Annotated in this window: 13 protein-coding genes and 1 pseudogene; 3 read left to right on the top strand and 11 right to left on the bottom strand. The window is 47.7% G+C overall.

The window, feature by feature from the left end; all coding sequences use genetic code 11:
- The 5 genes from lpdA to P401_RS0102690 all read right to left on the bottom strand — a co-directional run bounded on the left by lpdA (position 1) and on the right by P401_RS0102690 (position 6,370).
- Entirely contained in the window at positions 1 to 1,422 is a 1,422-nt protein-coding gene (gene lpdA / locus P401_RS0102715; RefSeq protein WP_029341109.1) for a dihydrolipoyl dehydrogenase, read from the bottom strand.
- Positions 1,392 to 2,495 carry a butyrate kinase gene (gene buk / locus P401_RS0102710; protein ID WP_029343376.1) on the bottom strand — a complete coding sequence of 368 codons (1,104 nt, stop codon included), beginning with the start codon at positions 2,493 to 2,495 and terminating at the stop codon, positions 1,392 to 1,394. Before buk ends, lpdA begins: the two co-directional genes overlap by 31 nt.
- A gap of 16 nt (positions 2,496 to 2,511) precedes the next feature.
- Positions 2,512 to 3,636: a Leu/Phe/Val dehydrogenase gene (locus P401_RS0102700; RefSeq protein ID WP_023467593.1), complete on the bottom strand. Its 1,125-nt coding sequence runs from the start codon at positions 3,634 to 3,636 to the stop codon at positions 2,512 to 2,514.
- A gap of 13 nt (positions 3,637 to 3,649) precedes the next feature.
- Entirely contained in the window at positions 3,650 to 4,570 is a 921-nt protein-coding gene (yqiS, locus tag P401_RS0102695; protein ID WP_029341108.1) for a phosphate butyryltransferase, read from the bottom strand.
- A gap of 144 nt (positions 4,571 to 4,714) precedes the next feature.
- Positions 4,715 to 6,370: a sigma-54-dependent Fis family transcriptional regulator gene (locus tag P401_RS0102690; protein WP_029341107.1), complete on the bottom strand. Its 1,656-nt coding sequence runs from the start codon at positions 6,368 to 6,370 to the stop codon at positions 4,715 to 4,717.
- Between the two features lie 122 nt (positions 6,371 to 6,492).
- Between P401_RS0102690 and P401_RS0102685 the strand changes: the two genes are divergently transcribed.
- Together P401_RS0102685 and P401_RS0102680 are read left to right on the top strand one after the other, a co-directional pair.
- Positions 6,493 to 6,747: a DUF2627 family protein gene (locus tag P401_RS0102685; protein ID WP_023467590.1), complete on the top strand. Its 255-nt coding sequence runs from the start codon at positions 6,493 to 6,495 to the stop codon at positions 6,745 to 6,747.
- 675 nt (positions 6,748 to 7,422) lie between these two features.
- A complete protein-coding gene (locus P401_RS0102680) occupies positions 7,423 to 8,001 on the top strand; it encodes a dihydrofolate reductase family protein (protein WP_029341106.1) in 579 nt (192 codons plus the stop codon).
- A 36-nt stretch (positions 8,002 to 8,037) separates the two neighbouring features.
- On the opposite strand, the gene P401_RS0102675 is transcribed toward P401_RS0102680, so the two are convergent.
- A complete protein-coding gene (locus P401_RS0102675) occupies positions 8,038 to 8,544 on the bottom strand; it encodes a sporulation initiation factor Spo0A C-terminal domain-containing protein (RefSeq protein WP_236627061.1) in 507 nt (168 codons plus the stop codon).
- A 60-nt stretch (positions 8,545 to 8,604) separates the two neighbouring features.
- Between P401_RS0102675 and P401_RS0102665 the strand changes: the two genes are divergently transcribed.
- A protein-coding gene (locus tag P401_RS0102665) for an IS3 family transposase (protein ID WP_152548164.1) occupies positions 8,605 to 9,767 on the top strand; the annotation gives its coding sequence in 2 pieces (ribosomal slippage) (positions 8,605 to 8,881 and positions 8,881 to 9,767; 1,164 coding nt in all).
- Positions 9,768 to 9,808: 41 nt separating this feature from the next.
- On the opposite strand, the pseudogene P401_RS0102660 reads toward P401_RS0102665, so the two are convergent.
- The 5 genes and pseudogenes from P401_RS0102660 to dxs form a co-directional block, all read right to left on the bottom strand.
- Positions 9,809 to 10,054 (bottom strand): annotated as a pseudogene (locus tag P401_RS0102660) (response regulator); the annotation flags it as partial.
- A 3-nt stretch (positions 10,055 to 10,057) separates the two neighbouring features.
- Entirely contained in the window at positions 10,058 to 11,764 is a 1,707-nt protein-coding gene (gene recN / locus P401_RS0102655) for a DNA repair protein RecN (RefSeq protein ID WP_029341101.1), read from the bottom strand.
- A 12-nt stretch (positions 11,765 to 11,776) separates the two neighbouring features.
- Positions 11,777 to 12,226: a transcriptional regulator AhrC/ArgR gene (gene ahrC / locus P401_RS0102650; RefSeq protein WP_029341100.1), complete on the bottom strand. Its 450-nt coding sequence runs from the start codon at positions 12,224 to 12,226 to the stop codon at positions 11,777 to 11,779.
- 154 nt (positions 12,227 to 12,380) lie between these two features.
- Entirely contained in the window at positions 12,381 to 13,187 is an 807-nt protein-coding gene (locus P401_RS0102645; RefSeq protein WP_029341099.1) for a TlyA family RNA methyltransferase, read from the bottom strand.
- Between the two features lie 6 nt (positions 13,188 to 13,193).
- Complete coding sequence (gene dxs / locus P401_RS0102640) at positions 13,194 to 15,080, bottom strand: 1-deoxy-D-xylulose-5-phosphate synthase (RefSeq protein WP_029341098.1); 1,887 nt, start codon at positions 15,078 to 15,080, stop codon at positions 13,194 to 13,196.
- Positions 15,081 to 15,183 lie beyond the last annotated feature (103 nt).

The following is a 15,183-nucleotide window of genomic DNA, read 5'->3' as shown; positions in this document are numbered from 1 at the left end:
TTAGGCGTGAACCGCAAGTCCGTCGACTGCAAGTGCTGCTTCTCCGAATGCTTCTGACAAGGCTGGGTGCGGATGCACGAGCTGTCCGACTTCCCATGCCGTTGCATTGAGTACGAGCGCTAATCCACCTTCACTGATCAGTTCCGTTGCTTTTGGTCCGACGATGTGGACGCCGACGAGATCATCCGTTTTCGCATCCGAGACGAGCTTGATGAAGCCTGCTGCCTCTCCTTCGATCCGCGCTTTTCCTAATCCGTTGAACGAGAAGCTCCCTACCTTGACGTCCATTCCGGCACGTTTTGCTTCGTCTTCCGTCAAACCGACCGATGCCGCTTCCGGTACGCTGTAAATACAACGAGGTACGAACGCATATTCAAGTGGTGTCGTCGTTCCGTTTACGATCGCTTCGACCGCTTTGACACCTTCTGCTGACGCGACGTGCGCTAGTTGTAAGCGACCGATGACGTCCCCGATCGCATAGATATGTTGATCCTTCGTCCGGAAATGGTCATCTACTTGGATGAAGCCATTTTCGACGACGATATTCGTGTTTTCGATTCCGATGCCTTCGACGTTTGCCATTCGACCGATCGCGACAAGTAACTTATCCGCTTCAAGCGTCGTCTGTTCTCCGTTACGGTCGATTGCGATCGAAACACCGTCTTCCGACATCCGGAACGTATCGCTTTGTGCAGCTGCACCCGTATGAATCTTGACGCCACGCTTTTTCAGTTGACGAGCGACTTCACGGCTGACTGCCGCATCTTCCGTCGGTAAGATCCGGTCGCTGAATTCGACGACCGTTACTGCGACGTCAAAATCCGTCAACATCGATGCCCATTCGACACCGATGACGCCACCGCCGATGATGACAATCGATTTTGGCAAATCTGCCATATCGAGTGCATCATCCGAACTGAGGACATACTCTGAATCAAAAGCAAGTCCATTCAATGGACGTGGACGCGACCCTGTCGCGACGATCAATTGACGTGGAAGAATCAACTCGCCTTCGCCTTCTTCCGGCTCGACGCTGATCGTACCCGGCATCGGTGAAAAGATACTTGGTCCAAGAATCGAACCCCGACCGTGAAAGACTTCAATCTTTCCTTTTTTCATCAGATGCTGAATGCCTGCCTCTAATCCATCTACGATCTCTTGTTTGCGTTGCTTGACCTGTTCGAATCGTAAAAACGATTCCGGTACGTCCACGCCATATGTAGCAGCGTGTTTGACCGTCTGATAGACTGCTGCTGATTTCAAAAAGGCTTTAGATGGGATGCAGCCACGATGTAAGCATGTCCCGCCTAATTTTCCTTGTTCCACGATTGCTACCGACTTCCCGGCTTGTGCCGCACGGATCGCGGCGACATATCCACCGGGTCCACCACCTAGGACAACGACGTCGAATTCTCTAGCCATGTTGGTTCGCCTCCATATTCCTTAACTTCTTCTTCCCCACGTAAGACACGCAACACTCCTTCTGCGAGCGCCTGCAACTCATCTTCACCAGGACTACGTACGACTTGACCGAGGTGGGCGATACGTTCTTCGATCGCACGCGTCAACCGATCACTATAGGCAAGTCCGCCTGTGAGAATGATCGCGTCGATCTGACCGAACAAGACAGCACTTTGACCAGCGATCTCTTTTGCAATCCGGTACGCCATCGCGTCATATAACAATGCCGCTTTTTCGTCGCCCTCTTCAATCCGCCGCTCAATCTCGATCGCGTCAAACGTTCCCAAGTGCGCGACAAGTCCGCCTGACCCAACGACCAGACGCTTCATCTCTTCAAGTTTATACTTGGTACTATAACATAGTTCTACTAGTTGACCAACAGGTAGCGATCCGCTACGTTCTGGCGAAAACGGTCCTTCTCCATCGAGTCCATTGTTGACGTCGATAACACGCCCCTCTTGATGCGCACCGACCGTAATCCCGCCGCCCATGTGTGCGATGATCAGACGCAGTTCCTCATACGGACGTCCGATTTCCTTCGCGTACCGTTTCGCGACAGCTTTTTGATTCAAGGCATGAAAAATACTCTTTCGTTCAAGTTCAGGTAAGCCTGTAATCCGCGCAATCGGCTCGAGCTCGTCAACGACGACCGGATCAACGATGAATGATGGGATGTCGAGTGTCCGAGCAATCTCATCTGCAAGAAGTCCACCGAGGTTTGAGGCATGGACGCCAAAAATACCGCTGAGTAAGTCTTCTCGCATTTCCCGATTGACTGCGTACGTACCGCTGACGAGCGGTCGGAGTAACCCTCCGCGCCCAACGACAGCAGTAAGCGCTTTCAAATCAATCTGCTCTTCAGCTAATACTTCGAGTAACACATGACGACGCATCTCCAGCTGTGCTGGAAGCGGTCCTCCGACCGCTTCCGCTGGATGGCGTAACGTCTTCGTGAACACCTGGTTCGCTGCTTCGAAGATACCGATCTTCGTCGACGTCGAACCAGGATTGATCGTTAAAATACGTTCGCTCATGGATATCCTCCTCTGATCAGCCGCGTGATCCTAGAATGTTTTTATCACGACGTAGGAACTGACTACGGGCACTACGCATCGTCGCGATACGCTCTTCTGCCATTTTTTCAGCCGCCCGGTACGTTGGTAGGTGGTCGCGTTTTGCGATTTCAAATACTTTCGTGACTGCATCGTAGACGAGTTCGACTTTTTTCATGGCACGGTCACGGTTGTATCCGTCGAGTTCGTCAGCAACATTGATGACACCGCCGGCATTGATGACGAAGTCTGGTACGTATAAAATGTCGCGTTCTTCGAGCATGTCACCGTGACGGTCTTCTTTGAGTTGGTTATTTGCCGCACCGGCGATGATCTTAACTTTCAATTGTGGAATCGTCTCGTCGTTTAATGTCGCACCGAGGGCACATGGAGCGAAGATATCTGCTTCGACACTGTAGATGTCTTCTGGTGCGACGATCAGTGCACCGAATGCTTCTTCTGCACGTTGAAGTGCTTCTTGGTTGATGTCCGTGACGATCAGTTTCGCCCCTTCTTCATGCAAATGACGGCATAGATTGAAGGCAACGTTACCGACACCTTGGATCGCAATCGTTTTTCCACCAAGTGAATCTGTTCCGTACACTTCTTTTGCCGCTGCTTTCATCCCACGGTAGACACCGTATGCTGTAACTGGTGACGGGTTACCACTTGATCCGAATGCTGGGCTGACACCAGTGACGAAATCTGTCTCCATATGGATGTAATCCATGTCTGCAACCGTCGTATTAACATCTTCTGCTGTGATGTAACGACCATTCAGTGACTGGACGTAACGTCCGAATGCCCGGAAGAGTGCTTCTGACTTTTGTGTCTTCGCATCTCCGATGATGACAGCTTTACCACCACCGAGGTTCAAACCAGCAGCTGCGTTCTTATACGTCATCCCTTTTGATAAACGGAGCGCATCAATCAATGCTTCTTCGTCTGATGCATAGTTCCACATACGAAGTCCACCGAGTGCCGGTCCGAGTGTCGTGTCATGAATCGCGATGATCGCTTTTAATCCCGATACTTTATCGTGGCAAAAAACGACTTGTTCGTAATCTTCCATCTCCATTGTTTCAAAGATGCTGAAGCGTGATTCTACGTTTGTTTCGACCATTTTAAGTTCCTCCTCAGATTGTTTGTTTTACTTTTTTCGTCTGTTGAGCATTTAAAAGCGCAAAGGCTAGTGAGTACATTTTTGCTTCTGCTGTATCGGCACGGCTTGTCAATACGACCGGAGCCCGTGCCCCGACGAGAATCGCCGCAACCGAAGCATGTGCGAAATACATGAGTGATTTGTAGATGACGTTCCCGACTTCGATTTGCGGAACGACGAGTAAATCCGCCTGACCTGCTACGTCTCCCGTTAACCCTTTTTGCTGGGCAGCGACGAGATTCACGGCATTGTCAAGCGCGAGTGGTCCGTCTACAAGGCAATCCTTGATTTGACCACGTCGGTTCATCTGTGTTAAAAGTGCGGCATCAATCGTCGCCTGCATCGTCGGATTGACGACTTCGACGGCTGCTAAGACTGCGACTTTCGGTAAGCCGTATCCGAGAGCACGTAAGGCGGAGACACCGTTTTCGATGATCTTCACCTTGTCTTCGAGTGACGGTTGGATATGAATCGCTGCGTCGGTTAATCCAATCGCTGATTCACGCCCTGGTACTTCGAACAACGCGACATGCGACAGGACATTTCCTGAACGCAGACCTGTTTCTTTGTTTAAGACGGCTTTCATGAACGTTGCTGTTGGAACAAGTCCTTTCATCAAGACGCTCGCATCCCCTTTGCGAACGGCATGAGCAGCACGTTCTGCCGCTTCTTGTGATGTAGAGGTATGGGTAATCACGAATTGTGACTCCCGTAATGCCCGTTTTTGAATCATCTGCTGAATCCGTGTCGCATCCCCGAACAAATGAAAACGCGCTAAATCGTTCTCAATTGCTAATGCGACAGCATCCATCACTTCTTCGTCATCCGCAGCTGCAATCGCAACGACGGAATCTTCGAGTCGAGCTGCCTGCTCGACCATTTCACTGAATCTCACCGTATTCCCCCCTCACCTGTCATACATAAATAGTAATAGCAATTTTCGTGCCAATTCAAAAGAGACGGTAGGATAAGCAAGAACGTCTTTAATTTTGCACGCTTTTGCATTTTTTGCAATATATTGCACGCAAAAATTTGCGCTTTACGAATAGATGTTAAATCGTTCCACTTTGTAATAAAGTGCCCGGAGAGAAATTCCGAGTTGTTTCGCCGCTTCTGTTTTGTTGCCATTAAAGGCAGTAAGCGCTTCCCGAATTAACCGTTCTTCGACGTGGGACATCTCGTCTGATAAATGTTTGATTTCCTTTTTCTGTCTTGTCGCAACTTTTGTTGTTTGTGGCACGACAAGCTGAAGATGACCTTTTCGTAAGACCGTTTCTGTTTTATCTGTAAAAATCAACGCGCGACCGATGACATTTTCAAGCTCGCGGACATTTCCTTTCCACGGTTGCTTCTTCATTGCTTCGAGTACATCATCCGATATCCGTCCGACCGATCGCCCATAACTTTGATTCAATTTACGGAGTAAGTGTAAGGTCAATGGCGCGATATCATCCGGACGCTCACGTAGTGCCGGTATGTGAATCGGTAAACGATTAATCCGGTAGTAGAGATCTTCTCGGAACTCATTCATGATGATCTTCTGCTCCAGATTCGCATTCGTCGCCGCGATGATCCGGACATCGACCGGAATGGCCTTCGTACCACCGACGCGAACGACTTCATTTTCCTGTAACACCCGTAACAGTTTGGCTTGGACGTCGAGTGGCAGTTCGCCGATCTCATCTAAGAACAGCGAACCCCCGTGTGCTTCTTCGAAGTATCCACGCTTACCACCACGTCGCGCTCCTGAGAACGCGCCTTCCTCGTACCCGAATAGTTCACTTTCGAGTAACGTCGGTGCGATTGCCGCACAATTGACGCGGACGAATTGTTCATATTTACGTTCGCTCGCTGCATGGATCGCATGCGCGAACAGTTCCTTGCCGGTTCCGGATTCACCGCGAATCAAGACATTGACTGGCATCGTTGCCGCAAGTTTCGCTTGATCGACGACGAAGCGCATCGCTTCACTCTCGGCGATGATATCATCGAATGTATATTTGGCTTCGAGCGTCCGGATTTTTTGTCGCGCTGCCTTCAATTCTTTGGCGAGTGCCTTCATTTCCGAGATATCCCGAATGACCCCAACGGAACCACGGACTTGTCCATCGACAATGACGGGTGCCGCGTTGACGATGATATCGCGTTGATCTTGCCCAATCTTCATGCGAACATCTCGAACGTTCTCGCCCGTATTCAAGACTTTCAAATGAACGGATTCCTGCATTCCGATATCGGCACTTGCCGGTTTTCCGACGACGTCTCGCTCCGTGAAACCGGTCATGCGCGTATAGGCTGGATTGATCAGCATCGTCTGTCCGTCTTGATCGGCGACGGAGATTGCTTCGCTCGTACAATGAATGATCGCTTCGAGCATTTTCTCTTTTTCAGTCAATCGCTCGAGCAACACTCTGACGAATTCCCCCGGTAAGACCGCCGCTCCCGGAAAATCATGAATCAATTGCTCAAGTACGCCATTTTCTCCTGTAGCGTCAATGATGAAATCGACATCCGCCCCTTCGAAAGCTGACCAGCTCGTTTCGATCCGAATGTCCGCACGCCGTGCAAGCGCCACCCCAGGCGCATCCATGTTTGGATCGACAAGACCAATGACCGTTAATAATGGTGAACGTTGAAACGCATGCAGGACTTCTGTTCCCCCTTGACCAGCCCCGACGACGAGTAGATGATGCATATGAATTCCCCCTTTGAAACTGCTTACATTTCTATCGTACTCGGAATAAAATAGGGAAGCAAACCCGATTCGCAGAACGATCGATTTTTTGATACAATACGCTTGGAAAGGAGTGGCGTCCTATGCGTATCATTGGTTTGCTCTCATTATTAATCCCCGGCATCATCGGCGCGATTGGTATTAAGCTCATGCGTGATAGTGTTTTTCTAATTGCACAAGTGCCGTTTAAATACTTAGGCGATGCGGCTTACGTATATGTATTGCAAGGTCTCGTTGGTTTGATTCTTGCGATGGGTGGCATTGGATTTGTCGCAGGATATGTTTTTTATCGCGATCGAAAACGTGGAAAAGTCTCCGACCGCTATCAAAAAAAATGAACACAGAAAAAGGTCCCCATCTCTTGAACTCATTTCAAGCGCGGGACCTTTTACTCATATAAAATTGGTTTCACTTACGGATGAACTCCTCTCATAGTTAGAACTATTCGTGTACTCCAAAACCTTAGGTGTTCCTCTTAATGAAGAGGTAGAAAGAAATCAGATCTGGCTATCGGGCTAACGATAGAATGGTGTTTCAGTTCCATCATCTGACTGTACTCGGGACCTAGGTGGAGCATAATGTCATCCGCTTGAAGCAGTCAAACATTCGGTTGCTAACAATCACTGCTAGACAACACTCCTTTTCACGAACTGTACTTTTCATTTTAGACGATCCGTTACCTTCCACTTTTCCCTAGCTTCGAAATCATGGAAGCTCCCATTCATTCGAGATTTCTCATCTAGAATGAACAAGATACCTTGGTACGACTTCTACCAAGAGAATGTCGTCCGGCATTCTTGAGCCATTTACAGTTGGCGTTCTGAGATGATGTTCGTCAACAGGATTTCCGGAGTCCTTATCGACTCGACGTTCATCTGACGTCTTGCCAAATCATTTGGTACCTTTATTATAACAAACATTTCAGTTTATGCAATATTTATTTGCAAGCGCTTTTATATATTTTTAGCTTTACGGTATGCTATAAGCAGATCGTAATCGAGAGGAGACCTTTCATGCGAAAAATCATCGTATTCGAACATCTATCGTTAGACGGTGTCATTCAAGCACCGAGCGGAAAGAATGAGGATGTGAGCAACGACTTCGAACAAGGGGGATGGACTGCTCCATTTCAACATCCTGAGATTGGTCAGGTCATCCGTGAATGGATGCAAGAGGATTGCTCCCTGTTACTCGGTCGCAAGACATACGAGCAATGGTCGAGTTACTGGCCACTCCACCCAGATATCTGGCCAGTTGCTGATCATGCCATGAAGTATGTTGCTACGCGTCATACACCACCTATTCTTTGGCAGCCGACGACTTATTTGAATCAACCAACTTCTGAACTAACACGCTTGAAACAACAGGACGGACCACCACTTCACGTCTGGGGGAGTAGTCAACTCGTTCATACGCTTTATCAAGCCGATCTGATCGATGAACTTCGATTGATCCTCTATCCCGTCATCATTGGTTCTGGTAAACGTCTATTTCCCGACAACGGAATGACGCCCATCACTTGGAATGTCACGAAACGACACACGTTTGATAACGGCGTATTGATCGCTTGCTATGAACGGGATAGGAACTAAAAACACACCGTCTATCATTCAGACGGTGTGTTTCCTTTAACCAGATTGTTCTTGATTCATATGACTCGAAACATACGAGATGAATTCTGAGTTCTTCGGACTTTTCTCTTGTTCGATTCGGCCATTGAAGAGCTCGTGCTGTTGCATCCCTTCGTTCCAGGCGGACTTGATGGCGTGACGCATCGCTCGTTCGACACGAGAAGCCGTCGTTTGGTGTTTCTTCGCGATCGTCGGATAGAGTTCCTTTGTGATCAATCCGAGTAAATCTTCCCGTTCAAGCACCATTAAGACAGCGTCCTTCAAATACGTGAAGCCTTTAATATGCGGAGCAATCCCCACTTCTCGAAGTGTCGTACCGACTTTTAAATCAATCGTTTCGACGATCGGTGCTTGTCCTTGATTCGTCACGAGACGAATTTTTTGAACGAGCTGATCCATGCTGAACGGTTTAAGTAAGAAGTACGATGCTCCGAGGGTGACCGCCTGTTGCGAGACCTCGTCTTTACCGAAGGCACTCTGGGCTAACCTAAAATTTTGAGACAATATAAAACACCTTCGGAGTGGTACACTTTTAAAAAGTACTAACATCGGAGGTGTTTTTGCATGGGCAAAAACGTATATTCAAGTGAAGTAAAATGGGCAGTAGTCAAAGAAAAGCTGAGTGGTAAGTTAACGACGAGAGAAATCATGGAGAAGTACGGAATCAAAAATGAATCTCAAATCAAAACATGGATGAGATGGTATCGCTCTAACGAACATTATCGATTTGATCAGCCAATCGGTAAACAATATACCTATGGACATGGTCCAGATTCTGCGAGTGAGGATGACAAGAGAGAACGACAAATGTCACATCTGAAGATGGAAAATGAGATCTTAAAAAAGTACATGGAAATCGAAAGAGAGTTGAGAAAGAAGTAGTCATAAAAATTGTAGAGTTTCTTCGGAGAAAGTATACAATCACCGCCATTCTTAGCGCTTTGAATGTACCAAGAGCAAGCTATTACCGTTGGATTAAGGAATCTGTGAAAGCACCTTCGGTGCTCGAAAAAACCGTCATTGAACTAAGTAAACAGACGAAGTATCGGAATGGACATCGAAAAATAAAGGCATTATTACAGCAAATCTATCAGTTAAAAGCCAATCGGAATACCGTACAGAAAATCATGCAAAAACACCATCTCCAATGTCGGATCAAGCCGAAGCGAAGATGGAAGTCTCAAGGTGAGCGCATCATAACGGCACCGGATCTCATCAAGCGCGATTTCACAGCAAGTAAACCGAATCAAAAGTGGGTGACGGATATCACCTATATCCAATACGGCAGCACGACGAAATATCTTTCCACCATCATGGATCTTTTTAATAACGAAATCGTCGCATACAAGTTATACGAGCATCAACAAACGTCTCTTGTGATTGATACGTTGAAGATAGCGCTTGAGAATCGAAACTATCCCGAAGGGGTCATCCTTCATTCGGACCAAGGAAGTGTCTATACGTCATACGCCTTTCAAGAATTCGTTAAAAGGAATCACCTAACAAGCAGCATGTCTCGTAGAGGAAACTGTTGGGACAACGCAGTTATCGAATCGTTCCACTCTAATTTAAAGTCCGAGGAATTCCAGTACGTCAAATTTAATTCACTAAGAGACCATGAGGTCTCTGAACGCGTTACTAATTACTTAAATTACTATAACGAAGAACGAATCCAAGAAAAATTAGGCTACCTGACACCGAAAAAATACGGTGTACAGGCAGCCTAATCAAGGTGTTTTATATGTGTCTCATATTGCTAGGTCAGTCTACTCAACATGATGACAGCAGGGTTCTTCTTTTTCTTCATCAATTCTTCGAGAACACCAAGCCCATCTAAATGAGGCATGATGATGTCGAGGAGCAATACATCCACTTCGTGTTCTTTCATGCGTTCGAGACAACTCTCGCCATTGTAGGCGACGCAAACGACTTCCATGTCTTCTTGCGCAGAGATATGCTGGCGAATCAGTTCGACCATTTCGCGATTATCATCTGCTATCCCGACTTTAATCAATCCTTACACCCCATTTTTAAGCGATTCTTTCATCGTCTTCGCCTGATCCATCAATTCCTCGGCATGGCGTAACGTCAAATCCGTCATATGTGCACCGGAAATCATCCGTCCAAGTTCGTTTCCTCGGTCTGACTGAGACAAGACATTGACCTGTGTCGTCGTACGATCCGTCTCTTCAATCTTCCGAATATAGAGATGTTGATCAGCCATCGAAGCGACTTGCGGTAAGTGCGTAATACAGAGTACTTGTCCGTCTACTGACAAACGATAGATTTTTTCAGCCATCGCTTGTGCGACACGACCCGATACTCCTGTATCGACTTCATCGAAAATGATCGAAGCGACTCCAACCGAGCGCGAGAAGATTGACTTCAATCCGAGCATGATACGAGATAACTCCCCGCCCGATGCGACTTTTCCGAGCGACTTGAATGGCTCTCCCGCATTCGTCATGATGAAGAACTCGACTTGGTCGATCCCGTTCTTGCGTAGCATCGGTGTCTTCCCGTCTTGAAGAAAACGAATTTCAAACCGTGCTTTCTCCATGTAGAGCTCACGCAATTCCAGATGAATCGCTTCGCTTAATTGAACTGCCGCTTTTCGACGCTGTTGCGAGAGTCGACCACCTATATCAAACAATTCGCCTTCGAGCTGTTCGACTTCAGCTTTTAATCGTTCAATCCGTTCATCTCGATTCGTCATCGTATCGAGTTCAACTCGAATCTTCTCCCCATACGCGATGACTTCCTCGATTGTCGCCCCGTATTTTCGTTTCAGCTGTTGAAAGACCGATAGACGTTGTTCGATCTCATCGAGTCGATTGGAATCAAACTCAAGTGTTTCGAGTTGATCTCGAATCGCATATCCGACTTCTTCCAGTCCATAAAAAGCGCTTGCGATCGCGTCACTCTGCTGCGAAAACTGTTCATCGATGCTTGATGCTTGCTGTAATTCACGCATCGCGTCTCCAACAGAGTCGATGCCGCGCATCTCATCATGCAAAGCATCATACGCTGTCTTTAACGATGCATATAACTTCTCGAAATTCGCGAGACGATTTCGTTCGACGAGCAACTCATCTTCCTCATGCGCTCGAAGTTTTGCGCCTTCAATCTCTTCTGTCTGAAACGATAGTAGATCGATCCGTTGAGCGAGTTCTTGCTCACTTTGCGCGAGCGATTGCAGCGCCGTCCGTTTTTCTTCATACGCTTGATAACCGGATTGATAGGCTTGAAGGAGCGGCGCAATCGTCTCTTGCGCGAAGTCATCGAGAATCGCTTGATGATACGTACTGTCCATTAAATGCTGATGTTCATGTTGCCCGTGCATGTCGACGAGGACACGCCCGAACTCACGTAAGATCGTCAGTGTGACCAGCTTATTGTTGACGCGACAGACACTTTTCCCGGTCGCGAACAGATCACGTCGTAAGATGATCAATCCATCTTCGATATCGATACCATACTCTTCTGCAAGACCATAGACGAGATGGTCGTCTTCAATCAGAAACAATCCTTCTAGTTCCGCCCGATCTTCCCCGTATCGAACGAATTCCGCGGATCCACGTCCACCAATCAATAAACCGATCGCGTCGAGAACGATCGATTTACCGGCACCTGTTTCCCCAGTCAAGACGGTCATTCCTTTTTTAAAGTCGATCTGTAGCTCGTCAATGATCGCAAATTGTTTGATCGATAATTCAGCTAGCATCCTGTCAACTCCTTACAGCATTTCTAAAATTCGTTCGGTCACTTCTTTCGCTTGTTCCTCACTTCGTGCGATCAATAGGATCGTATCGTCCCCACACACCGTGCCAAGCAGTTCGTTCCAGCTCAAATGGTCCAGTAAGACGGCGACTGCGTTCGCATTTCCCGGCAGGACATGCATGACAATCAGATTTTGAGCAGAATCAATCGAGATGAAGCTGTCACCGAGCAGACGCCGCAATTTCCTGAGTGGGTTGAAGCGTTGGTCAGCGGGTAAGCTGTATTTATAACGTCCATCATTCAACGGAACCTTAACGAGATGAAGTTCCTTGATATCTCGTGATACCGTTGCCTGTGTCACCTTATATCCTGCATTCCGTAATTCCTCTACCAATTCATCTTGGGTTTCTACTTCCGACTGGGTGATGATCTCCCGAATCTTAATCAACCGTTGCCCCTTTGTCATTCCTGCACCTCACAGTATTCTTCGATGTTACTATTGTAATCCAATAAATCATTAAAAGTCCACGTTTGCCATTTTATTATACGGTTTTCGTCGCTCCGAACAACAATGAGGACGGACCCATGAACCGGATCCGTCCTCGTTTTCATCTGTTCGTTTAAAGACTAGCATGTGCTTGCTTGACTGTCTCTGTCGCATGGACAGATGGATCAAGTCCTGGTTGACCAAGGCGCGCATGCAATAAGAACTCGATGTTCCCCTCTCCACCGGTAATCGGCGAATAGTCGAGCTGTTTCACATAGAACCCTTGTTGAATGAAGAATTCAACCATCTCATCGAGGACGCGGACATGAATCCGTTCATCCCGCACGATGCCTTTTTTACCGATATCATCACGCCCCGCTTCGAATTGCGGTTTGACGAGCGCCATGACATCTCCTCCTTCGACGAGGATCGTCTTCAGAGGTGGAAGCATCAACCGTAACGAGATGAATGAGACATCAATCGTCGCAAACTGTGGCGCAACAGGGAACATATCTGGTGTTGCGTGCCGAAAGTTCGTTTTCTCCATCACCGTCACACGATCATCCGAACGAAGCTTCCAGTCCAGCTGATTGGAACCGACATCAAGCGCATACATATGCGCTGCTCCATTTTGTAAGGAGCAATCGGTAAAGCCACCTGTTGACGATCCAATATCGAGACCTGTTTTACCAGCGACATCGAAATCGAATACTTGAAGTGCCTTTTCCATCTTGAAGCCTCCACGACCGACATAAGGCATCAACTGACCTTTAACATGCAGGTCGATGTCCGACTTGACCTTCTCACCAGCCTTCTCTAATCGTTCCGTTCCGCTAAAGACAAGTCCAGCCATGATCGATCGTTTCGCTTTTTCACGCGTTTCAAACAAACCGCGCTCGACGAGAAGAACGTCGAGGCGGATTTTTTTTACATTTTCCATGAATCGTCACACACTCTGTTTCTTTCCTTGATTGACGAAAGCGCGTATTTCTTCTGCGATTTGTCCAGGTAATAATCCGATTTCTTCAAGTAATTCGTTGACACCGCCGTGCTCGATATACCAATCCGGAATACCGAAGCGTTTGACGCGTGGGGATGCTTCCTGCTCGTTCGCATGCTCAAGGACAGCTGATCCGAATCCACCTTTTAAGACGGCTTCTTCGAGCGTCACGAGTGGAATGCCTTCTGCGTAAAGAGCATTCAGCATCTTCTCATCAAGCGGTTTGATCGTCCGAGCATTGATGACACGAACCGACAGTTCGTCTGCTAGGAGATCCGCGATTTTGAGTGCATCTTGTACTTGTGGTCCGAATGCAAGGATCGCGACGTCCGTTCCTTCGCGTTCGACTTCCCATGTATCGAGCGAAATTTCATGCAATGTCTCGTCCATTGGTACACCGATACCTTCTCCACGTGGGAAACGAACGGCGATTGGTCCTTCATATTTGACGGCTGAATAGAGCAAGTGTTGCAGTTCGTTCTCATCCTTCGCCATGACGATTCGAATGTTCGGTACGTGACGCATGAAAGCGATATCGAAGACCCCTTGATGTGTCTCACCATCTGCACCAACGAGACCTGACCGGTCAATCGTAAACGTCACATCTAGATTTTGACGAGCCACGTCGTGAACAAGCTGATCGTATGCACGTTGGAAGAAGGTCGAGTAGATCGATACGACAGGTTTCATGCCTTGCGTCGCTTGACCAGCTGCGAACGTCACTGCATGTTGTTCTGCAATCCCGACGTCAAACATCCGCTCTGGGAATTCTTTTTCAAAACAATCGAGTTTTGAACCGACGCTCATCGCTGGCGTGATCAACGTCAGCTTTTCATCATCGCGTGCCATCTTTGTTAAAGTATCCGCTACCGTAAAGGAGTAACTAGGTGCTTTTGATTTCCCTTTGATGACTTCGCCAGACTCCATCTTGTACGGTCCAAGACCATGCCATGTGCCGACACCATCGAACTCTGCCGGACGATAGCCTTTCCCTTTTTTCGTGATGACATGAAGCAGGACAGGACCTTCTTCTTTTTTCACGTAATTGAGCTGTTCGATTAAATCATCAAGATCGTGCCCATCGACTGGACCATAATAGTTGAAGCCGAGCTCTTCAAAGAACATGCCAGGAACAAGTGCGCCTTTAACAGCTTCCTTCAACTTCTCGCTTCCTTTTTCAAGACGTCCGCCAATGACCGGAATCTTTTTGATCAACGTTTCAAGCTCGTCTTGGGCAAAACGCACTTTACGCGATGAACGAATTCGTCCAAGCATTTGATGCATCGCCCCAACGTTTGGTGCAATCGACATCTCGTTATCGTTCAAGATGACGATGACGTTTTGTTGTTCTGCTCCAATATGATTCAATGCTTCGAGTGCCATACCACCTGTCAAAGCACCGTCACCAATGATCGCGACTGCACGATCACTCTTACCGCTCAGTTCGTTCGAAACAGCAATCCCCATTGCTGCTGACAAGGACGTCGAGCTGTGTCCTGTCTCCCAGACGTCATGCACACTCTCATTGCGTTTCGGGAACCCACAGAGTCCTTTGTGCTGACGGAGCGTATCAAACTGGCTCGCACGTCCTGTCAAAATCTTATGCACGTATGCTTGGTGCCCGACATCCCAGACGAACTTGTCATTCGGACTGTCGAATTCACGATGCAACGCAAGCGTCAACTCGACGACACCGAGGTTCGGTGCCAAGTGTCCACCTGTCGTCGCTAATTCTTCAATCAAAAAGCGTCGAATATCGCCTGCGAGTACTTCGAGTTCGGAGACCGACATACGCTTTAAAAATGACGGATCCTGTATTTCTGTCAATTTCATACCTTACCGCCTCTTTTCCTTACAATCTTATAGGGTTTGTACCCTACATTGTACTAGAACAATCTATCGAGCGCCATTGTCAGCATAGAAAAAGACGACGCAG

Source organism: Exiguobacterium acetylicum DSM 20416 (assembly GCF_000702605.1).
In the GTDB taxonomy this organism is placed as follows: Bacteria; Bacillota; Bacilli; order Exiguobacteriales; family Exiguobacteriaceae; genus Exiguobacterium_A; species Exiguobacterium_A acetylicum.
This window is presented reverse-complemented; position numbering and strand designations above follow the sequence as displayed.

Coding starts and splice junctions, on each gene's coding strand:
- lpdA (WP_029341109.1), bottom strand. CDS start 1,422: ATGGCTAGAGAATTCGACGTCGTTGTCCTAGGTGGTGGACCCGGTGGA.
- buk (WP_029343376.1), bottom strand. CDS start 2,495: ATGAGCGAACGTATTTTAACGATCAATCCTGGTTCGACGTCGACGAAG.
- P401_RS0102700 (WP_023467593.1), bottom strand. CDS start 3,636: ATGGTCGAAACAAACGTAGAATCACGCTTCAGCATCTTTGAAACAATG.
- P401_RS0102690 (WP_029341107.1), bottom strand. CDS start 6,370: ATGCATCATCTACTCGTCGTCGGGGCTGGTCAAGGGGGAACAGAAGTC.
- P401_RS0102685 (WP_023467590.1), top strand. CDS start 6,493: ATGCGTATCATTGGTTTGCTCTCATTATTAATCCCCGGCATCATCGGC.
- P401_RS0102680 (WP_029341106.1), top strand. CDS start 7,423: ATGCGAAAAATCATCGTATTCGAACATCTATCGTTAGACGGTGTCATT.
- recN (WP_029341101.1), bottom strand. CDS start 11,764: ATGCTAGCTGAATTATCGATCAAACAATTTGCGATCATTGACGAGCTA.
- ahrC (WP_029341100.1), bottom strand. CDS start 12,226: ATGACAAAGGGGCAACGGTTGATTAAGATTCGGGAGATCATCACCCAG.
- P401_RS0102645 (WP_029341099.1), bottom strand. CDS start 13,187: ATGGAAAATGTAAAAAAAATCCGCCTCGACGTTCTTCTCGTCGAGCGC.
- dxs (WP_029341098.1), bottom strand. CDS start 15,080: ATGAAATTGACAGAAATACAGGATCCGTCATTTTTAAAGCGTATGTCG.